This is a genomic window from Noviherbaspirillum sp. (genome assembly GCF_036563305.1).
Taxonomy (GTDB): Bacteria; Pseudomonadota; Gammaproteobacteria; order Burkholderiales; family Burkholderiaceae_D; genus Noviherbaspirillum.
The window spans coordinates 342,318-362,414 of record NZ_DATCMQ010000013.1; the positions used below are offsets into that span (position 1 = coordinate 342,318).

Consider the following 20,097-nt stretch of genomic DNA (forward strand, 5'->3'; position numbering starts at 1 on the left):
CGGGAACCGCGGCAGCCGGCGTCCTGTCACTCTGTCATGCCTTTCAACTTTCCCTTCGACATTTCCGAAAGCTGGACCTTCGCCGCGGTCGTGACGCTGACGACCTTCTCGCTGCTGCTTGCGCTGCGCGCCTTCATCGGCCGCCAGCTGAAGAAGCTGGCGACACGACGCGCACTCGCCTTCCTCAGCTATCCGGAGCAACTGCTGGGCGCCACCAGCAATCTCTTCCTGTTTGCCGTGTCCGCGCTGGCCGGGCTGAGCCAGATGGAATTCGCGCCGCAGTATCAGCGGATGCTGCACTACGCATGGGTGGTGATCGGCGTCCTGCAGGCGGCATTGTGGGCGAACCGGCTGCTCTCGGTCTCCCTGGAGAGGGCTTTTGAAACACACCGGGCATCGAACCCGTCAAGCGCGACGCACCTGCTGGCGGTCGGCCTGCTGCTGCGCATCGTGCTGTGGTCGGTGGCGGTGCTGCTGGTGCTGGACAACCTCGGGTTCAACATCACCACGCTGGCAGCCAGCCTTGGCATTGGCGGCGTTGCCGTTGCCCTGGCGGTCCAGAACATCCTTGGCGATATCTTTTCGTCGGTCTCGATTGCGCTGGACAAGCCTTTCGTGATCGGCGACTTCATCGTGGTCGACGACTTCATGGGCACGGTCGAGTATGTCGGCCTGAAGACCACGCGCATCCGCAGCCTCGGCGGCGAGCAGATCGTTTTCTCCAACACCGAGCTGCTGAAGAAGAAAATCAGCAACTTCAAGCGGATGGAGGAAAGACGGATCGCTTTCGAGTTCGGCATCGCGCACGAAACCTCGCTGGAGAATATCGAAAAGGTGCCCGGACTGGTGGAAGCGGCCATTCGCACCGGCGGGTTCCAGACCCGATTCGACCGGTCCCACTTCAAGGCCTTCACCGACCGCGCGCTGGTCTATGAAAACGTCTACTACGTGCTGACGCCGGATTTCAACGTCTACATGGATATCCAGCAGCAGATCAACCTGACCCTGATGCGCGAATTCCGCCGCCTTGGCATCGAGCTCGCCTATCCAGTGCAGAAAATACACGTTGTTTCCGCCCCGGCGGAGCCGTCCGCACCGGACCGTGCGTCCGTGCCCGCGAAGCCACCGGCGCGCCACCTCCGCCCCGCCGACTGACGCGGCCGGCGACCCGTCCCCGCAACCGTCAAAGCGCTTCTGCTGCCCGCCTTGCAATAGCGGGCGGACTCCGCATTGCCATTTTTTGCACTGCAAAAACTTTTCCTGATGAAGGGAAACTATTTCCGAAGGGTAGGTATCACAGGGCCATTACGTCACAGAAACGTTGCCCTCGGATACCATGCAAGCGACCACCAGTACCCTCCCTGCCCGCGTCATCTCTTTCCCGAACGTCCAGCCCTACGCCCTGCCGGCGGTCTTCGCCCTGTCCGGCCTGCTGATGGGCAGCTGGGCCAGCCGCATACCCGCGCTGCGCGACGGCCTGCAGATCTCGCACACCATGCTCTCGTTTGTCCTGCTTTGCGGCGGCCTCGGCGCACTGCTCTCCTATCCGCTGGCCGCCAGGATGATGGCGGCTCTCGGCGCGCGACGCACGGCCCGCACCGGCGCGATCGGACTGTGCATGGTGCTGCCGGCCATCGGCATGGCGCCCTCGGTGCCGGTGCTGATGCTAGCCGTGCTGATGCTCGGGGTGACCGGTGGCTGCTTCGGCGTCGGACTCAATGCCGTTGCGGCCCGCTTCGAACAGGCGGCGGGAAAGTCCAGGATGTCGATGCTGCACGCGCTCGGCTGCGCCGGCTCGCTGGGCGGCGCGCTGCTCGGCAGTGCGGTGGCCGGCATGGGCATCCTGCCGTCCGTGCATTTCATCGGGGTCGCGCTGCCGGCGGCGGCGCTGCTGTGGTCGTCCTGCCAGATGCTGGACGGTGACGACCGCGGCGAACAGATCGAGAAGAAGGCGTTCGCACTGCCGAGCGGCCCGCTCGCGCTGCTTGGCGTGCTGGGCTTCTGCGGTGCAATGTCCGAGAACAGCATCGCCGACTGGAGCGGCGTGTTCCTGAAGGACCACTTCGGCGTCAGCGCCGGGGTTGCCCCGCTTGCCCTGTCCGCCTTCACCGTCATGATGCTGGTTTCCCGCCTGTTCGGCGACCGTCTGAAGGAGCGTCACGGCGCGCGCCGGCTGGTGACGATGGGCGCAACGGTCTCCGCCGGCGGCCTGTTCCTCGCGGTGCTCGCGCCGAACGAATGGTGCGCGCTGGCCGGCTTCGCCTGCTCCGGCCTCGGGCTCGCACTGCTGTTCCCGTTCATCTTCAGCGCCGCCGGCCAGCAGGGCGCGATGGCATCGGCGAGCGTCGCCACCATGTGCCACGTCGGCGGCCTGATGGGCCCGCCGGTGATCGGCACCATGGCCGACGTGCTCGGCATGCAGGTGGCGATCGGTTTCATCGGCCTGCTCAGCCTCGTCATCGCGCTGGTCGCAAGCCGGGCCCGCATGCTCGCCTGACGCGACCTTCCTTCAGGCAAGCTTCCGGCAAGGTTCCCCTTCGTGACGGGAACCTTGTCGAGGTTGTCGATCACTATAGAAGTAATCACAACCAAGGAGCGACCATGCCCAAATCGACGTTTGCCGGCCATCCGCTGCACCCGATGCTCATCGTTGCGCCGGCCGCCCTGATCCCGTTCGGCTTCATCCTCGACGCCATGCACCGGCGCACGGGAAATCCCTCCTATGCCGATGCTGCTTACTACAGCCTGGTCGGCGGCATGATCGGCGGCCTCGCCGCGGGCGCCACCGGCGCGATGGACTACCTGACCATCGAGTCGAAGACGGAGGTCAAACGCACCGCCAACGTCCATGCGAGCCTGAACGGCGCCGCCCTTGCGCTGACCGCCCTGAATATCGCGCAGCGCCGGACGAACCGCGACCGCGGCTCGCTGATGCTCTCCGCCATCGCCGCGGCGGGGGTGCTGGTGTCAGGCTGGTTCGGCGGACGGCTGGTCTATGACCAGGGCATGCGGGTGAAGGGCGTCAGTCCGGTCGCCGAAGCGCCCGACCTCGCCCTGCCGGCGGACGACAAGCTGGAGCACATGATGCTGCGGGAGGAGCAAATCGCTCCCGCCAGCGGCCCCGTCCTGCACTGAAACCGCCGGGTGCCGACATGACCCTTCGACGCGGCGCCGGGCGCGCCTCCCTCCTGCTTGTCGGCCTGCTGATGGCCTGCTCGCGCGACGATCCCGCGCCGGCGGGTTCGCCGCCGGCGGCACCTCCCCCCGCGGCGCAGGCACCGGCCCCGGCGCCGGTGACCGGCAGCGGGGTCGAGCTGCCGAGCTTCGTCTCGCTGGTGCGCCAGCAGGGGCCGACCGTCGTCAACATCAGCGCCACGCGGCACGTCAGCGCCGCCCCCGGCCTGCGGCGCGGCGATCCCCTGTTCGAGTTCTTCCGCCGCTTCGGCGGCCAGCCGGATCCGGGCGAAGCCCCTGCGTCCAGCCTCGGATCCGGTTTCATCATCAGTTCCGACGGCTACATCCTGACCAATGCGCATGTGGTCGCCGACACCGACGAAGTCTCGGTGAAGCTGACGAACAAGCGCGAGTACAAGGCGCGGGTGATCGGCGCCGACCCCTACACCGACGTCGCGCTGCTGAAGATCGACGCACGCGACCTGCCGGTGGTGCGCATCAGCGATCCCGTCCGCATCGAACCCGGCGAATGGGTGGCGGCCATCGGTGCGCCGTTCGGCTTCGAAAACAGTGTCACGGTAGGCGTGGTGAGCGCCAAGGGCAGGCTGCTGCCGAACGGCAGTTACGTCCCCTTCATCCAGACCGACGTTGCCGTCAACCCGGGAAATTCCGGTGGTCCGCTGTTCAGCACGCGCGGCGAAGTGGTCGGCATCAACTCGCAGATCTACAGCCAGACCGGCGGGTACATGGGCATCTCGTTCGCCATCCCGATTGACATTGCCATGGAAATCGGCCAGCAGCTGCGCGAGAACGGCCGGGTGACCCGCGGGCGGATCGGGGTGCAGTTGCAGGAGCTCACCTACGACCTGGCGACCGCCGTAGGCCTGAAGGAACCGCAGGGCGCCCTGGTGGCTGCGGTGCAGCGGGGCGGGCCCGCAGATGACGCGGGTATCCGTCCTGGCGACGTGCTGCTGTCCTTCGACGGCAAGCCGGTTCAGGTCACCGCCGACCTGGCGCGGCTGGTTGGCGGGACGCGTCCGGGTACGACGGCGGCGGCCGAAGTCTGGCGCAACGGCAAGACCATCGGCCTGCAGATCCGGGTGGCGGCACTGGAGCGGTAATGCGCCCGGCGGCACGACTGCTGTCGGGAACGCTCCGGACAGCGGCGCTCGGGCTCGCGCTGTCGCTTGCCCTTGGCATCGGCAAGCCCGTCCTGGAGCGCAGCGTCTATCTCGGGCGACTACTGGCAATGCAGCCGCCACCGCAGGTGGCGCACCCTGTCCCCAACGCCCGCGGCCGGCTGCGGGACAGCTGGCACGCGTCGCGCAACGGCGGCCGGCGCCACGAGGGTATCGACATCTTCGCCCCCCGCGGTTCGCCGGTGCGCGCCACGACCGAGGGCATCGTGCTCCGCCGCGGGCAGAACCGGCTCGGCGGGAAGGTGGTGTGGGTGCTCGGGCCCGGCGGTCACCGGCACTACTATGCCCATCTCGATGCGTATTCGCAAATCAGGACCGGCGAACGGATCGTCGCCGGCACGCCCGTCGGCTACGTTGGCGACAGCGGCAATGCCAAGGGGACGCCTACGCATCTGCACTACGGCATCTATACAACATCCGGTGCGGTCAATCCCTATCCCTACATAAGAGAACGGCGCCCGGAAAGGGCGCCGCCGCAGTAAGCAGCACCGCCGGCGTGCGACCGGCGGTGCTGGTGCACGCCTCAGTGCACGTGCGCGGCCGCCGAAGTGGCCGTCGTCGCCGGCGCGCCGGAACCGCCGGCATCCGGGGTGCCCGACCCAGAGGAGGCACCGGACCCGTCGGCCCCGGTGCCGGTGGTGCCGGTGCCTGTGCCGCCTGCTCCTGTTCCGGTGTCGCCCGAACCGCCGGTGCCGGACGCGCCGGAACCGTCGCCGGCGCCCGTGGCACCGGTGCCGCTGCCATCGCCGCCGCCTGCACCATCCCCGCCCTGCGCACCGACGCGGTCACGCAGTGCGGTGGCTTCCTGCAGGTGCGTCTGCAGCACCGGCAGGGTTTGCGCGGCAAACGCGCGCAGCTCCGGATCGGGCTCGTTGCTTGCCCGGTCGGTGAACAGCGCGACGTCCTTCTCATGCACCGCGACATTGCTTTCCATGTAGGCGCGGTCGAAGGCGTTGCCGGTCAGCCGTGCCGCCGCCATGAAGGCGAGTGCCGTTTCAGCAGACGGTTCGTGCGGAAGGGCGATGCCGCGCGCCGCCGCCAGTTGCGCCACCGTGGTGTTGGCCCGGGTGTGATCGGTGATCATCATCTGCGCAAACTGCTTCACCTCGGTATCGACTGCGCGCTGCACGGCGAGCGTGGACAGCAGGATTTCCCCGAGGCCGTCCGCATACGCGCCCAGCAGCAGATTGGTCGGCAGGCTCTGGTACAGCGAGGTCGCCTCCTGCAGGTGGGTACGCAGGTGCGGCAGGGTGCGGGCCGCCAGCGCACGCACGTCGGGATCGGTGCCGCCGGAAGCCTGCACCTCGGTCTGCCGCACATCCAGCGCATGAACGATCACGTTGTGGTTCATGTACGCCTTGTCGAAGTCGGCACCCGAGAGGCGCGACAACTCCTCCGCCGCGGCACGCTGCTCGGCGGTGACATCCGACGGCAGCGACACGCCCTTCGCCTGCGCGACCTGGCTGATGTCGTTGTTGGCGCGGGTATGCTCGTCGATCATCATCTGCGCATACTGGGTGACCGCGCCGTTCTGCGCCCGCTGCAGGGCGATCTGCGAAAGCTGCACTTCGGCCAGGCCGTCCTGGTAAGCGTTCACCAGCCATGCGGACGGATTGATTTCGCCGTTGACTTCCTTCGCCATGCCGAGATGCTGGGACAGGATGGCCTTCATCTTCGCAATGTAGACGGCAAGCTCGGTATCGATGGTGCCGATGCCGGCCGCGCCGTTGCCGGTCGTATCGGTGCCGGTTGCGCCCGTACCCGTCGCGCCGGGGGCCGCACCCGTTCCCGTGGCACCTGTACCAGTAGCACCTGTACCAGTTGCACCCGTACCCGTTGCTCCGGTACCAGCGCCTGTCCCCGTTACGGCTGGCCCCGTTGCGCCGGGGGCCGCACCCGCGCCCGTGGATCCGGCACCTGTGGCACCCGTACCCGTTGCGCCTGTGCCCGTCACGCCTGGCCCCGTTGCACCAGGTGCCGCACCCGCGCCCGTAGCTCCGGCACCTGTAGCACCCGTACCCGTAGCGCCGGTACCTGTCGCGCCGGTACCCGTGGCGCCTGTACCCGTGGCTCCTGTACCGGTCGTACCTGTGCCGGTTGCATCCGTGCCCGTTGCACCCGTACCAGTGGTGCCGGTTCCAGTGGCTCCGGTACCAGAAGTGCCTGCTCCTGAGGCTCCGGTGCCAGTCGCACCCGTGCCATCGCCGCTGGTCGCGCCCGCGCCGGCCTGCATTGACGCCGCGAGCATCGCCCGGTATTGACTGACTTCGGTGTTGTGCACCGACACGTTGTGCGTCATGTAGGCGCGATCGAATTCATTGCCGGACAGCTGGCGCAGCGCATCGGCGCGCGACTGGTATTCCGAGCTCGGCTCGGTGGCGAGGGTCACGCCGCGGCTCTGCGCGAGCGAGGTGATTTCGTTGTTGGCCTGCGTATGATGGTCGACCATCAACTGCGCAAACTGACGGACGGAGTCGCTCTGCGCCCGCTCCAGCGCAATGCGCGAGACAAGTATCTCGCCGAGTCCTTCCGCATATTCGCTGGCCAGGAATTCATTCGCCGGCATGGCGGATGCAGCCGTATCGCCCGTGTTCTGCGAGGCCCCCTGGGGATTGGATCCCGGCGTCGCGCCGGTCGCACTGTTGCTCGCGCCGACGTCGTCCGAGTCCCCGCCGCCGCCGCCGCATGCCGCCAGCAACGCAGCGGAAATGACTACCAACATCTTCTTCATCTTGCTCTCCAATTCAAGTTGATGGACCCTCGGCGCGCGTTCGAATCGACGCGGCCGCACACATGACGCAGCACAGGAGGCGACCGAGACTGGCCTTCCTGCACAAGGGGACAGGTAGAGAGAAGCGCTTGTCCGCGAGTTCCCATGCGGGACCGCGTGTTGACAAATTTATTTGTATTCCCGGTTCCGCAGCCAGGCTTTCCGATGGTCGCGGAAACCTTACTCAGATAACAGTTGACGCCTCGCATCTTGCTACGAAAACAGTAGCGAACTGCATTTTGATGAACGGCATTGCCTGCAAGGTCCGCGTCAACATTTGATACAACTGCCGGGTGAACTTCACCGCATGAACATCTCTAACGACTTCCAGTGCAAACCTGGCAAGCACGCCGGAGCAACAACAGGCCGGCTGTCTTCACATTTGGCTTACTAACCCAATTCATCCACGGAGGCATTCGATGAAAAAACTTCTGATCGCAGCACTCATCTCTGCATTAGGCACCACTGGCGTGGCAATCGCGCAAAGCTCGTCGGGCAGTAGCGGCGGCAGCGGCAGCGGCTCATCCAGCGGGATGACCGGCTCGTCCGGTTCGTCCGGCATGAGCGGTTCGTCCGGCAGCTCCGGCTCGTCAAGTTCGGACACCGAGAAGAAGAAGCGCTCAAGCGGCTCGTCCGGTTCGAGTGGCTCGAGCGGTTCTTCGGGCAGCAGCGGCATGTCAGGCGGCAGCGGTTCCTCCGGCGGCAGCAGCGGCATGTCAGGCGGCAGCGGCTCCTCCGGCGGCAGCAGCGGCATGTCGAGTGGCAGCGGTTCCTCCGGCGGCAGCAGCGGCATGTCGGGCGGCAGCGGCTCCTCCGGCGGCAGCAGCAGCGGCATGGGTGGCAGCAGTGGCTCCTCCGGCAGCTCCGGTTCGGGTTCGTCTGGCGGCAGCTCCGGCTCGTCCGGCGGCAGCTCCGGTTCCTCGGGTGGCTCTTCGGGCGGTTCTTCCGGCGGCTCGGGTGGATCGGGCGGCGGTTCGGGCGGCTCGGGCGGAAGCGGCAGCTGATCGCGCCATAGCTGATCGTGTCACAAGAGGGAACCGCCGCATCATGCACGTGATGCGGCGGTTCCCTTTGTTCAACCATGCCGTCGCGCGTGCGGGCAGCTGACGCCGAAGCGCTTCGCGCTTTGCTTACCGTACTCCCTCGTGCAATCCTGCACGCAATCCCCGCGCGGAACCCCTGCCCCGCCGCTGAAGACTTGCGGCATGGCTGATCTTCGCTCTCACCTGGCAGCTTTTACACACCCCTGCTTCATCTTGCATGGATCAGCGAGGCGGCGAGGCGCCGCCAGGATCGCCGCGCATGCGGAGCCGGCAATGTACCCCCTTTGCGGACAATTTCACGCAATCAGCGACCTGGGGAGGACCGCGCGCCGTGCCGTGCAACTGCGCACGTCGGCAGCTTCGTGCCTGCGGCATGCTTCTTGCAAAAACCGGGCATACACCTGGAGGAAAACATGAAACGATCAACAGCAGCGCTCACTTCGGCACTGGTACTTGCCTGCAGCAGCATGGCCATCGCACAGACACCCACACCCAGCACGTCCGGCATCAGTTCGGGCACGCTGGGTTCCGGCAGCTCGGTCGAGCCTGGACGCAGCGCGTCGGGCAGCGGCAACGCCACCTCGGGAACCGGTTCCACTACCAGCAGTTCCGGTTCCTCCGGCGCGTCCTCCCCGAGTGGCACCGGCGGCAGTTCGGCAGCCACCAACTGCCCTCCCGGAGGCAGCGGCACGGCGTCGGCCGGCAGCACCGGCGGCCAGGGCGCGACCGCGCGCGCGGACTGCCCGACCAGCGGCGCAAGTCCGTCCACCTCCGGCACCTCCGCCAGCGGTTCCGGCACAGGTCGTTCTTCCGGCGCCTCGGGCAGCATTCCGCCGTCGCAGGACGGGGCATCCAACCCGACGACAGGCGGCGTCGGCAGCATGGGCAGCGGCTCCACCGGCGCGCCTGCGGGCCCCGGCTCGAGCTCCGGTCCGACGGTCGGCATCGGGCGATAGCCGCATCGGCTCCCGCCGCCAGGCGCTGGACCACCGACCGGGCACAGACGGGGTACAGGCAACCGCCGCGCCGGGCGGTTGCCCCGTATTGCGGCTATCATTTGCCGCATGAAAACTTCTCACCCCGGCGGCGCAATACCGATGATCGTTGTCGCGGCGCTGTTGTTCTCCCTGATGGATGCCAGCACAAAATTCCTCGGCGGCGTGCTGTCGGTGGTGATCGTCCTTTGGACGCGCTATTCGATACAGACCGCGGTCATGGCGACGGCGGTCTGGCGCCATCGGGGCAGCGCGGGGTTCCGCACACGGCATCCGCGCTTCCAGCTGCTGCGCGCACTGGCGCTGGTGCTGCTGAGCGTGCTGAGTTTTTTCAGCCTGCGCCATTTGCCGCTTGCCGAATTCACGGCCATCATCATGCTATCGCCGGTCCTGGTGACGGCGATTGCGAGCAGGATGTCGCGGATGCCGATCGGCCTGTTGCGCTGGAGCCTCCTGCTCGGCGGGTTCGCCGGAACGCTGGTCGTGATCCGGCCGGGCGGCGCGCTATTCGGTCCCGCCGCGATCCTGCCCCTGCTTGCGACCGGCGTCGCCACCGCCTACAACCTGCTGTCCAGCCGCCTGGCCGTGCTTGAAGACCCGCACACCACCCAGTTCTATACCGGCGCCATCGGCATGACGCTGATGCTGCCCATGGTCGCCATGCAGGCCGGCGAGCTGACGGCGATGTTTTCCACGCTTAACGCGACGGTGCTGATGGTGTTGGTCGCGGCCGGCCTGCTCGGTACTGCCGGTCACCTGTTGCTCGTGATGGCCTTCCGCCGCGCCCATGCGGCCGCGCTGATGCCCTTCACCTATACGCAGATCGCCTTCGCCGCCGCGCTCGGCTGGGTGCTGTTCCGCCATGTTCCCGATGCCTGGGCATGGTGCGGCATGGCGCTGATTGCCGCCAGCAGCTGCGGGTCCGCCTGGCTCGATACCCGCCGTCGCCTGGCGCCGCCCACCCTCGGGAAAGAACAATGAACACAGCCTGGATCATGCTGGCCCTTGCCATCGCTGCGGAAGTGATCGCCACCAGCGCGCTGAAACTGTCGAACGGCTTTACCCGGCTCGGCCCCTCCGTCGTCACGGTATGCGGGTATGCCGCCTCCTTCTACCTGCTGTCGCAGATCCTGAAATCGCTGGAAGTCGGGATCGTGTACGCGGTCTGGAGCGGCGTCGGCCTGGCCGCGGTCGCGCTGATCGGCGTCTTCTGGTTCGGGGAGACCATTACCCTGCTCAAGCTGCTCGGCCTGCTGGCAATCCTGGTCGGCGTGATCCTGCTGAACCTCGCCGGCGGCGGCCACTGACGATGCTTTTGCGTCGAAGCGCTGCTCGAGGAAAAAAGTAGGCGCAGATCAAGAAAGGGAATCCCCGCAAGTCAGACGGGTCGCATCGACATTCGCGCTGCGGGAAGCGGCAGTACGGGCGCGCAACTCCTCGATCGACGACATGACGCGCCTCTGGGAAATCGACATGCTGCGCGGCCTGATGCTGGTACTGATGTTCAGCACGCATCTGCCGACGCGCTTTTCCAGCCTGCTGGGTCAACCGTTCGGCTATGTTTCCGCGGCCGAAGGCTTCGTCACCCTGTCCGCGTTCATGGCGGGAATGGTGTATGCCTCGCGCGGTCGCCGGCACGGCGTGCCGGCCATGCGCGCGGCCTTCTTCGCGCGCGCACTCAAGATCTATGGCTGCCAGGCGGCGCTGCTCGTCTTCCTGTTCACCGTCGTGACGATGCTCGGGCTGTGGCGCGACCAGCCGGCGCTCAAGAATCTGATCGACTTCTACCTCGGCAACCCGCAGGCAGGACTGTGGGGCAGCCTGCTGCTGATCTACAACCCGCCGTTGCTCGACATCCTGCCGCTCTACGTGCTGCTGATGCTGGGCAGTCCGCTGGCGCTCGCGATCGGCATGCATGGGGGCTGGCGCTGGATCTTCGCCGGCAGCTTCCTGCTGTGGGCGCTGGCGCAGACGCGACTGCCGGAGATCCTCTACGCCTACATCGCCGCACCGATCGGACTGCAGGTGCCCTATCACGAGACCGGCGCGTTTCAGACCCTGGCCTGGCAACTGCTGTGGGTGACCGGCCTGTGGATGGGCGCGCTCGCGGCCGAGGGCCGCTTCCAGCAGCGCCGGCCGCTCCCGCGCCCCGTGCTCGTGGCTGCGCTCGCCATCGCGCTCGTCTTCCTGTTATGGCGCTATGCGGCGGGACAGGCACCGGCGGAACCGGGCACCATCCTCTATCGCCTGCTCGACAAATGGCACCTCGGCCCGCTGCGCCTGCTGAATTTCCTTGCGCTGCTGGTGCTGTTGCTGCACCTGCCGCCGCGCCTGAAGGCGGCCGTGCCACGCGTGGGCTTTCTTGAAAAGCTGGGCGCCGCCTCGCTGCCGGTATTCTGTGCGCACCTGGTGCTGGTGCTGCTGGCCCTGTCGCTGGTCGGCGAGAGCAGGCCGGAGCGTCCGCTCCGGATCGACGCGCTGCTCTACTTCGGCGGCATGGGGATGCTTTATCTCACCGCGCTGGCCACCATCTTCATTGAACGGAAAGCGGCGGAACGCGGCGAACCGCCGCCGCAACCTGTCGCCGCTACGGGCGTCGAGCCGACGCGGCATACTCGCTGATCCGCGACAGGATCACCGACTTCCAGAGCGCATAGCCTTCATCGTTGAGGTGCAGCGCATCATCGCGAAACAGTTCGGCGCGCGGATGCCCCTGCTCGTCCAGCATCGGCGTGTGGACATCGATGTACTGGACCCGGTCGCTGCGCTCGGCATGGGACCGTATCAGCGCGTTGGCCGTCCGCACGCCAGCGGCCATCCACTGCCGCGACGGACTCGGCTTGATCGAGATGTAGGCGATGCGCGTCTGCGGCAGGGCTTCGTGCACGCGTGCGGCAAAGCGCCTGAAGCTGTCGAACACCTGCTGCGGCGTGCGCCCTTCGGCCAGGTCGTTTTCCCCGGCGTAGACCAGCACGAGCTTCGGCTGGTACGGCAGCACGAGGCGGTCCACGTACGCCGCGCAGTCCTCCATGCGCGACCCGCCGAAGCCGCGCTTGATGACGACCGGCAGCATGTCGAACTGCTGCTCCAGCTTGTCCCACAGGCGTATTGACGAACTGCCGACGAACAGCACGCCGTCCGGCTGGGGCGCGCGCTCGCGGTCGGCCTTTGCAAAGGCGGCAAGACTGGCCTCCCAGCGCGCATCGAGAATGACGGCGGCGGGGTCCTGCGCCTCCTCGCGCGCGCCTGTCGCGCATCCCGCGCCGGCGGCGACGGCGGCGGTCAGTGCGAGCAGCAAAAAGGGATGGAAGGGGCGCATGGCATCGATCGCAAGGCAAGGAGCATCGTGACAAAACGACAGCGCCCGGCGCCGGCGAGTTCCGGGGGAGCGCGCCGGCGCGTCACTTCATGTAACAAATGGACACTTGAAAAAAGGAACTAATTTCCAGGCTGCAATCTCAGAGCCTGACCGACCACCACGGCCAAGTGCCAGAATTCCGATGAAGCATGTCAACCCATCACGCCGTCTTTCCGTCCTGCTGGCTCTCGCGGCTGTCACCGGCTTCACTGCATGCGGTGGAGGAGGCGGCGCCGCCTCCTCGCCGGACATGACCGCTGGCAGCGGCGGCAACAGCACTCCCGCCAGCAACAGCACGCCCCCTGCCAACGACGCGTTCGCCGCGCCGCCGGTCCAGCCATCGCTTGCGCAGCCGGCACTGAGCCTGCCAACGGCCGTGGCCAACGGCAGCACGGTCGCGCTCGAATGCGGGCGCACCTATCGCGGCACGCTCGACCTGCGCGGCAAGACGGGCGTGACGGTGACGACCGCGGGCACGTGCGGCAAGGCGGTGATCTCCCCGGGCCAGGCCATCGAAGGCTGGACCCGCCACCAGGGAAACATCTACTCCGCGCCGCTGGAATTCGTTCCCGCCCAGTTGATCGTCGACGGCCAGCCGCAAGCGCTTGCGCACTGGCCCAACCGGGCGCAGGGATGGGCAACCGCCGACGCGACCAGCGCAACCAGCCTGCGCCATGCCCTTCCCTCGGCGGACCTGGCCGGCGCCACCCTCGTCTTCCGTCCGTATGACTGGGCCATCGAATCGCGCTCCATCACCGGTTACGCCAACGGCACGCTGAGCCTGGCGGCCGGCGGCAACCCCAACCACGACGGCTACCCGCTGGAGGGGCGCCCGCCCTTCTACGTCGAAGGCAAACTGTGGATGCTGGACGAGCCGGGAGAATGGGTCGCCGCCGGCGGCCGCGTGTACGTCTGGACCGCCGACGGCCAGTCGCCGCAGGGCCGGGCGTGGGCATCGCCGGCCAGCCACGGGATCAATGCGGCGAACTCGCACGGCGTGCGCATCGAGGGCATCGCCATCTACGGCGCCGCCGACGGCGTGCATGGGGCCGATGCGGACGGACTGCAGCTGCGCGACGTCGACATCGCCAACTCCTCCGGCAACGGCATCATGAATTCGGGCGGCAGCGGACTGCAGGTCGACGGCGGCACGGTCCGTAATTCGCGCCATGACGCCATCGCCGTGAAATGGGGCGGCGGCAAGGAACGCATCAGCAACGTGCGCATCGACAGTTCCGGCACCATCGGCATGCCGGTCAACGCCCACGCGGCGATCAACCTCACCGGCGGCAATGGCGCGGTCGTCAGCAACAACACGGTGACCCGTTCCGGATACATCGGCATTCGCACCTTCCGCGACTCAGTCGTGAGCGGCAACCTGGTCGACGGCGCCTGTCTGACGCTCACCGACTGCGGCGGCATCTTCAACTCGGCGCGCGACGGCCTGCCGCTGAACGCCCGGATCGAAGGCAACACCATCCGCAACGTCGGCGTGGGGCAGCGCCTGGCGTGGGCCATCTACCTCGGCGATGGCGCCAACGGCCTGACGGTGGCCGACAACACGATCGCCGGCAACGGCAACGGGATGCAGATCTACGACGGCCATCACATCGCCGTGACCAACAACCGGTTTTCGGCCAGCACGCAGGCGCACATCCAGCTGGTCGAAACCGTCGGCGGACGGATCCATGACAATCGCGTGACAGGGAACACCTTCACCGCGAGCACCGAGGAAACCTACCGCTTCAGCAGTGACGGCGGCAGCGCTTACCTGCCCGGGTTCGTCGTCGCCGGCAACAACCGCTACCTCAGCAAGGCACCGGTATTTGCCAACTACAATGGCGATCCGCTTTCTTATCCACAATGGCAGCAGCGTAGCGGCCAGGATGCATCCTCGACCTTCGGCACGCCCTGATCGCACCGCGCTTGCTCCGGCGCATCCCAACCGCTCGGCGCCGGAACTTTCATCCGGCGCGGATTTCTGAACGTTATCCGCGCCGTCACCCCATCCCCGTCCCGGCGCGTGCAGAGCGCGCTCCGGCGAGCATCGCCGTTGCCGTCCCGCCTGGTCCTTTTCCTGTCAATAGTCACGCCCGATGAGCAGCCGCGCGCAAGCAAGCCGCAGCACACCGTTCAAGTTCGGGGATCGGCACGCCCACCTGCTGCGGGGAATGGGCGCCATCCTCGGCTGGCCATTCGCCGCCCTGCTGTTGGGGGCGGTGCTGTGGGCGACTACTTACTCCCTGACCGAGCGGGACCGCCGGTCGGCGGAGACGCGCGCGCTGGAAGAAGTCGCGTCCAACACGCGTGCCTATGCGGAACAGCTGGAGCGCACGGTCGACCAGGTCGCGCAGGTGACCCTCGAGCTCAAGGCGGACGTGGAGGAATACGGCCGGCCGCCCGACCTCGAATCGCGGCGCCGCAATGGACTTCACCCCGAAGCCGCCCGCTTGTACACCAACATCATCGATCAAAACGGCTTCCTGGTCACCAGCTCGCTGGGTACGCGCGGCAGCGGCAGCATCGCCGGCCAGCCGTATTTCGAGGCGCACAGGAACACGCCCGGCGGCGACCTGCGGATCAGCGAGGCGGCTTTCGGGCAGCGCGTCGGCGGACCGGTGGTCCGATTTTCGCGCCGCATCGACACCCCCGACGGCGACTTCGGCGGCGTGGCCATGGCGGCGATCGAACCATCCTTCCTCGCGGCCTTCCACGACGAGGCGCTGATGGACACGGGCGACTTCGTCTCGGTACGGTTCGCCAACGGGCCGCTGCTCGCGACCAAGGTCGGCGGCAGCTCGCCGAAGGACATGGTGTTCTACCTGGAGGACCCCGTTTTCGGCGAGACCGCGGGGGTGCGCTGGGAACCGGGTGAGAAGTTCCGCGACGGGCAGGCGCGTATCATCTCGTGGAAGAAGCTGGAAGGCTATCCGCTCGTGGCGCTGTCGGCCAAGCCGGAATCCACCGTCTTCGCAGGCCACGTGCGGAACGCGCGGGCATTGCACAACATGGCTGTCATCGGCAGCTTTTTCCTCCTGCTGTTCAGCCTGACCGGGATGAGCCTGAGCGCACGCCTTGCTGCGCGACGCGAACAGGCGGAAGAAGTCCAGGCCAACTACAGGATGGCGACGGAAGCGGCGAATGAAGGTTTCTTCATTCACCGGCCGTTGCACGGTCCGGACGGCAGGATCGCGGATTTCATCGTCGAGGACTGCAACGAGCGCGGCGCGGCGCTGATCAACAACACCCGCGAAGACATTATCGGGGCCCGGGTGACGGAACTGATTCCCGGAAGGTACGGCCAGGAACTGCTGGCCCTGTACCGGCGGGCAATGGAAACCGGATTCCACGAGGACGAGATCCGGGTATCGCCGCCGAGCCGCATGCACGCCACCTGGGTCTACCGCCGGCTGGTCAGGACCGGCGCCGGTCTCACGCTGACGATCCGCGATATCTCCGAGGCGAAGGCGCACGAGCAGGCGCTGGCGCAGCTGGCAAACACCGACGCGCTGACCACGCTGCCGAACCGCCACTGGCTGAGCAACTTCCTGCCGAACGCGGTGGCGCAGGCGGAGGAATCCCAGGGGCGGCTGGCCGTCCTGTTCATCGACCTCGACAACTTCAAGAACATCAACGACACCCTCGGCCATGAAGCCGGGGACGCGCTGTTGCAAGCGGCGGCGCTGCGCCTGAAGACGGCGGTACGGGCCAGCGACCACGTGGTCCGCCTCGGCGGCGACGAGTTCACGATCGTGCTGGAGCACGTGGCCCTGATCGACGACGTCGCCCGGGTGGCGAAACAGGTGGTGCGCGAGATCAGCGAACCGTTCACCCTGCTCGGCACCACCGGCCACCGGGTCAATGCCTCCATCGGCATCAGCATGTATCCACAGGACGGCCGCGACGGCGAGACGCTGCTCAAGCATGCCGACATCGCCATGTATGCAGCCAAGGCAGCCGGCAAGGGCCGCTACCATTTCTACCAGTCGCACCTGTCCGACACGCTGATCCTCAAGCTCAGCAAGGAGCAGGCATTGCGTCGCGCGGTCGAGCAGGACGAATTCGTCATGCACTACCAGCCCCGCGTCGGCGCCGCGAGCGGCCGGCTCAGCAGCATGGAGGCACTGGTGCGCTGGCACAGCCCGGAGCGCGGGCTGGTCTACCCGGTGGAATTCATCGACCTGGCCGAGGACACCGGCATGATCATCCGGCTCGGCGAGCTGGTGATCGAGAAGGTCTGCGCCCAGATCGCCGCATGGCAGGCGCAACGGCTGGCGGTGGTGCCGGTGTCGATCAATGTCTCCGGCCTGCAGCTGCGCGAAGGGCGCCTCAGCAGCTTCCTGTCGTCCTGCCTGGAGCGGTACGGCGTCGCCCCCGCGCTGCTGGAGGTCGAACTGACCGAGTCATCGATGATCGACAGGAACCGCATCGTGGCCGGAGAACTCGCTGCCCTGCGCTCGCTCGGGGTCAAGCTGCTGATCGACGACTTCGGCACCGGCTATTCGTCGCTGGCACAGCTGCACCGGCTGGACGTGGACGTGCTGAAGGTGGACCGGGCTTTTACGACGGCGCTCGGCAAGGGCAGCGAAGGCGAGTCCCTGTTCCGCGCGATCGTGTCGATGGCCGGCGCGCTCGACATCTGCGTGGTGGCCGAGGGCGTGGAAACCGAGGAACAGCTGCTGGTGCTGCAGTCGCTGGACTGCGACGAAGTGCAGGGGCACCTGGTGTCGCGGGCGGTGCCGGCGCAGGAGATGCCCCAGATGATGCGCAGGAGCTTCCTGTTCGCCGCGCCGCAGAATCCCGCGGCGCTGGCATAGCGCCTATTCCTTGAACCAGACCATCTGGTGGGTGGTCGCGAGCAGCCTGCCGTCCTCAGCCCAGAGCCGCCCCTCCTGGTCGTGGAAGCCGCCGCGGAATGCGTTGGCCCGCGCCTGTGCGAATGCCAGCGTGCACGGCCGTTCCGCCAGCGATGCCGCATCCGCATGGAAGTTGACCGTCAGCGTCACCGTTGCGATCGGCGTCGGCCGTCCGCGCCGTACGAAGATGCGGGGAATGTAGGCATCGCAGTGCGCAACGATGCCCGCCGCATCCAACGGCCTCGGCGGCACGTCGGCAATCCAGCACTGGGTCTGGCTACTGGCGCCGCCGGCGAACGGATGCGAGTCGACGTAGCGGATGTCGTAGCGCTCGAGGAAAGGCAGGCGCATTGGCGGCGCATAGCGTTCCAGCCCTTCCGGCCCGGCATGCGACGGCATTGCCGATTCGGTATCGGACCAGGTATCGCGGCGCAGTGCGAACACGGCGGTGGCGGTGATCGCCGGGGCCGGGTCGTCACCCTGGTGCAGCTGCGCCAGCCAGTGCTGCGTGCTGCGGCCGGTGCGCGCGGGGCGCGCCTGCACGCGGAAATTGCCCGGCTTGATGGCGCCGGCGAAATTCACGGTGAGGGAGATCGGTTCGCCGAGCCTGTCGGGGTGTTCCAGCATGGCCTGCAACATGGTCGCGGCGGTGGTCCCGCCGAACGGCGAGATGGCATTCCAGTAGTCGGGAGAGGTATGCCCGGTGCGCTCGGCGCCGGTCTCGCTGTGCAAGGCGATCGCACGGTCGAAAGGATGTTCTGCGGTCATCATGGATTGTCGGTTTGGTCAGCGCCCGACATGATAGCCGCTCGCGGCGCCGCGCGCTCCGGCGCGCGGCGTTGCGATTCAGGAGACGGATCGCTGGAAGTCGGGAGTCAGAACAACCGCCGATCCGGATTGCGCCGGGTCCGCTGCGGCGACCTTGTGCGGCGAGACGGTCTTGCTCCGCACGCGACGGCCGAATGCGGTCAGAAAAGCCGCGTAACCTTCGGCGCCCGGACGGATGCCGGCCTTGGCCGCCTTCTGCACGCCGATTTCAATCGTATCGCCCAGGTCGTAGGCGACATCCCCCATTTCCCACGCCGATTCGTCGCGGTATGCCAGCTTTGGTTGCATCATTTTTCCAAGTCGAACAGAGATGTGTCAGGTGCAGCACGCGCTGCTGCGAATGCTCACTTTAGCCGGGCACGGGGGTGCGATTCAAGGGCTGGCGAAGATAAATTTCCGTCTGTCACTAGTGCACAACAGGCTTGTAAAAACACCAGTTGAAAGCCCTGCAAAAATTCAGCGCATGACGATCGCGACGGTCGTCAGCAGCGCGCATCCGAGCACCGCATTCACCAGCGCGAACAGGGCGTTGCGGCCAAGGCTGATCTGGTACAGCCCGGTGCCGGCATACCGGCTGGCCGTGAGCGACAGTACCGAGTACGGCGTGAGGCTGGCCGACAGGCCCCAACCGTTGAGGATCGCGAGGATGTGCAGTATCGGCGGCAGGTCCAGCACTTGCGGCGTGATGGTCGATGCCAGGAAGACCGCTGTCAGCACCGGATGCACTCCCGCCAGCGCCGCGCCGATGATGGCCGACATCAGGAAGGCGATGGCCAGCAGCGGCGTGCCGCGTACCGACTCGCCTATCCACTGCACCCATGCCGCCGGAAACGCGTCGCCCATGATGCTGCCGGCGCAGCCCGCGCCGAGGAACAGCAGGGCTTCGCTTGCCAGGTTCGGATACAGCCGCAGGTCGTCACCCAGGCGGCGCAGCCCGTCGGGAATCCGCCTGCCGCGCTCTGCCATGGCAATGTTGATCAGCAGCGCCGTGCCGGGTCCGAGCAGGACGATGGTGGCGGTGGTGCTGATGCCCGCGGCGCTGCCGGTCACCAGCACCAGCCCGAGGAATCCAAGCATCGCGGCGAGCAGCGGAATGGCGGCGCGGGCAAAGCCCGGCGGGGCCTGCTCGGTGCCGGCCGGCTCGGTCTTGCCGCGAAAACGCCAGCGATTGAGCGCAATGCCGACCGGAACCGTGCACTGGGCGAGCAGCACGCCGAGCGGGAAGACTTCGACCCACCGCAGGCTCGGATACAGCGCCAGCAGGATCGCCATGTTCCCGAACATCGGACTCCAGTAGCTGGCCGCAGTGAAGCCGCGGGTCACGGCCACCACGGCCGCCGTCTTGCGCTCTCCGGTAGGCTCCGCCGCCGGGGCCGCCATGATCAGCATGATATTGGCGCCGGCCATGCCGAGCATCGCCGAGAATACCTGACCCGCCCCGGTGAACGCCGCGTAGCGTCGTCCGGCGCGCTGCGCCCGCAGGGTCTGCCCGATCTGATCCACGGCGGGGCTGCGCAAGGCGCAGCGGGCGAGGAGCGTCACGCTGCCCATCAGGCCCAGCAGCAGTCCCGAGATGAACACCCCGCGCTGCAGCGCGGCGAGCGGCGCGCGCGTCAATGGCAGCAGGACCACGCTCACCAGCAGCAGGATGAGCGAGGTATTGCGCAGGTTGGCGGGAATGTTGCGGAACTGGGAAATGACCAGCACCGCAATGGCGGCAATCAGGACGACGAACAGCGACGACGGTCCGCCGAACGCGCGCCACAGCGTGACGGCGATGATGACGATGACGGAGGCGATCGCCGCTAGGCGCGCGGATGCGCTCGACGCGCGTTCTTTTTGCATGTAACGACAGGGGGTTGATGGAGACCGTC

Annotated in this window: 17 protein-coding genes; 10 read left to right on the forward strand and 7 right to left on the reverse strand. The window is 67.1% G+C overall.

The window, feature by feature from the left end; all coding sequences use genetic code 11:
- The first annotated feature begins 36 nt into the window (after nt 1-36).
- The 5 genes from VIM12_RS12040 to VIM12_RS12060 all read left to right on the forward strand — a co-directional run bounded on the left by VIM12_RS12040 (nt 37) and on the right by VIM12_RS12060 (nt 4,855).
- On the forward strand, nt 37-1,155 hold the full coding sequence (locus tag VIM12_RS12040) for a mechanosensitive ion channel family protein (protein WP_331941875.1): 1,119 nt from the start codon (nt 37-39) through the stop codon (nt 1,153-1,155).
- Between the two features lie 181 nt (nt 1,156-1,336).
- Nucleotides 1,337-2,497: an MFS transporter gene (locus VIM12_RS12045; RefSeq protein ID WP_331941876.1), complete on the forward strand. Its 1,161-nt coding sequence runs from the start codon at nt 1,337-1,339 to the stop codon at nt 2,495-2,497.
- Nucleotides 2,498-2,601: 104 nt separating this feature from the next.
- Entirely contained in the window at nt 2,602-3,135 is a 534-nt protein-coding gene (locus tag VIM12_RS12050; RefSeq protein WP_331941877.1) for a DUF2231 domain-containing protein, read from the forward strand.
- Between the two features lie 17 nt (nt 3,136-3,152).
- On the forward strand, nt 3,153-4,295 hold the full coding sequence (locus tag VIM12_RS12055) for a trypsin-like peptidase domain-containing protein (RefSeq protein ID WP_331941878.1): 1,143 nt from the start codon (nt 3,153-3,155) through the stop codon (nt 4,293-4,295).
- Nucleotides 4,295-4,855: a M23 family metallopeptidase gene (locus tag VIM12_RS12060; RefSeq protein ID WP_331941879.1), complete on the forward strand. Its 561-nt coding sequence runs from the start codon at nt 4,295-4,297 to the stop codon at nt 4,853-4,855. The genes VIM12_RS12055 and VIM12_RS12060 overlap by 1 nt, the downstream gene beginning before the upstream one ends.
- Before the next feature lie 41 nt (nt 4,856-4,896).
- Here the strand turns inward: VIM12_RS12060 and VIM12_RS12065 are convergent, their stop codons facing one another.
- The 3 genes from VIM12_RS12065 to VIM12_RS12075 all read right to left on the reverse strand — a co-directional run bounded on the left by VIM12_RS12065 (nt 4,897) and on the right by VIM12_RS12075 (nt 9,132).
- Nucleotides 4,897-7,104 (reverse strand): DUF4142 domain-containing protein, encoded by a 2,208-nt coding sequence (locus VIM12_RS12065; RefSeq protein ID WP_331941880.1) that lies wholly within the window; start codon nt 7,102-7,104, stop codon nt 4,897-4,899.
- Nucleotides 7,105-7,543: 439 nt separating this feature from the next.
- Nucleotides 7,544-7,978 carry a hypothetical protein gene (locus tag VIM12_RS12070; protein ID WP_331941881.1) on the reverse strand — a complete coding sequence of 145 codons (435 nt, stop codon included), beginning with the start codon at nt 7,976-7,978 and terminating at the stop codon, nt 7,544-7,546.
- A gap of 512 nt (nt 7,979-8,490) precedes the next feature.
- Nucleotides 8,491-9,132, reverse strand: coding sequence for a hypothetical protein (locus VIM12_RS12075; protein WP_331941882.1), 642 nt, complete (start codon nt 9,130-9,132; stop codon nt 8,491-8,493).
- A 118-nt stretch (nt 9,133-9,250) separates the two neighbouring features.
- On the opposite strand from VIM12_RS12075, the gene VIM12_RS12080 reads away from it, so the two are divergent.
- The 3 genes from VIM12_RS12080 to opgC all read left to right on the forward strand — a co-directional run bounded on the left by VIM12_RS12080 (nt 9,251) and on the right by opgC (nt 11,803).
- On the forward strand, nt 9,251-10,162 hold the full coding sequence (locus tag VIM12_RS12080) for a DMT family transporter (RefSeq protein ID WP_331941883.1): 912 nt from the start codon (nt 9,251-9,253) through the stop codon (nt 10,160-10,162).
- Entirely contained in the window at nt 10,159-10,488 is a 330-nt protein-coding gene (locus VIM12_RS12085) for a multidrug efflux SMR transporter (protein WP_331941884.1), read from the forward strand. The genes VIM12_RS12080 and VIM12_RS12085 overlap by 4 nt, the downstream gene beginning before the upstream one ends.
- Nucleotides 10,489-10,630: 142 nt before the next feature.
- Entirely contained in the window at nt 10,631-11,803 is a 1,173-nt protein-coding gene (gene opgC / locus VIM12_RS12090) for an OpgC domain-containing protein (protein WP_331941885.1), read from the forward strand.
- On the opposite strand, the gene VIM12_RS12095 is transcribed toward opgC, so the two are convergent.
- On the reverse strand, nt 11,769-12,500 hold the full coding sequence (locus tag VIM12_RS12095; RefSeq protein ID WP_331941886.1) for an SGNH/GDSL hydrolase family protein: 732 nt from the start codon (nt 12,498-12,500) through the stop codon (nt 11,769-11,771). The two genes, opgC and VIM12_RS12095, sit on opposite strands and share 35 nt — an antisense overlap.
- A gap of 181 nt (nt 12,501-12,681) precedes the next feature.
- Between VIM12_RS12095 and VIM12_RS12100 the strand changes: the two genes are divergently transcribed.
- Together VIM12_RS12100 and VIM12_RS12105 are read left to right on the forward strand one after the other, a co-directional pair.
- A complete protein-coding gene (locus VIM12_RS12100; protein ID WP_331941887.1) occupies nt 12,682-14,454 on the forward strand; it encodes a right-handed parallel beta-helix repeat-containing protein in 1,773 nt (590 codons plus the stop codon).
- Between the two features lie 181 nt (nt 14,455-14,635).
- On the forward strand, nt 14,636-17,356 hold the full coding sequence (locus VIM12_RS12105) for a bifunctional diguanylate cyclase/phosphodiesterase (protein ID WP_331941888.1): 2,721 nt from the start codon (nt 14,636-14,638) through the stop codon (nt 17,354-17,356).
- A gap of 3 nt (nt 17,357-17,359) precedes the next feature.
- On the opposite strand, the gene VIM12_RS12110 is transcribed toward VIM12_RS12105, so the two are convergent.
- The 3 genes from VIM12_RS12110 to VIM12_RS12120 all read right to left on the reverse strand — a co-directional run bounded on the left by VIM12_RS12110 (nt 17,360) and on the right by VIM12_RS12120 (nt 20,068).
- Nucleotides 17,360-18,166, reverse strand: a complete 807-nt coding sequence (locus VIM12_RS12110; protein ID WP_331941889.1) for a thioesterase family protein — start codon at nt 18,164-18,166, stop codon at nt 17,360-17,362.
- A 75-nt stretch (nt 18,167-18,241) separates the two neighbouring features.
- Nucleotides 18,242-18,514 carry a hypothetical protein gene (locus tag VIM12_RS12115; RefSeq protein WP_331941890.1) on the reverse strand — a complete coding sequence of 91 codons (273 nt, stop codon included), beginning with the start codon at nt 18,512-18,514 and terminating at the stop codon, nt 18,242-18,244.
- 165 nt (nt 18,515-18,679) lie between these two features.
- Nucleotides 18,680-20,068 carry a hypothetical protein gene (locus tag VIM12_RS12120; protein WP_331941891.1) on the reverse strand — a complete coding sequence of 463 codons (1,389 nt, stop codon included), beginning with the start codon at nt 20,066-20,068 and terminating at the stop codon, nt 18,680-18,682.
- Nucleotides 20,069-20,097: the final 29 nt, after the last annotated feature.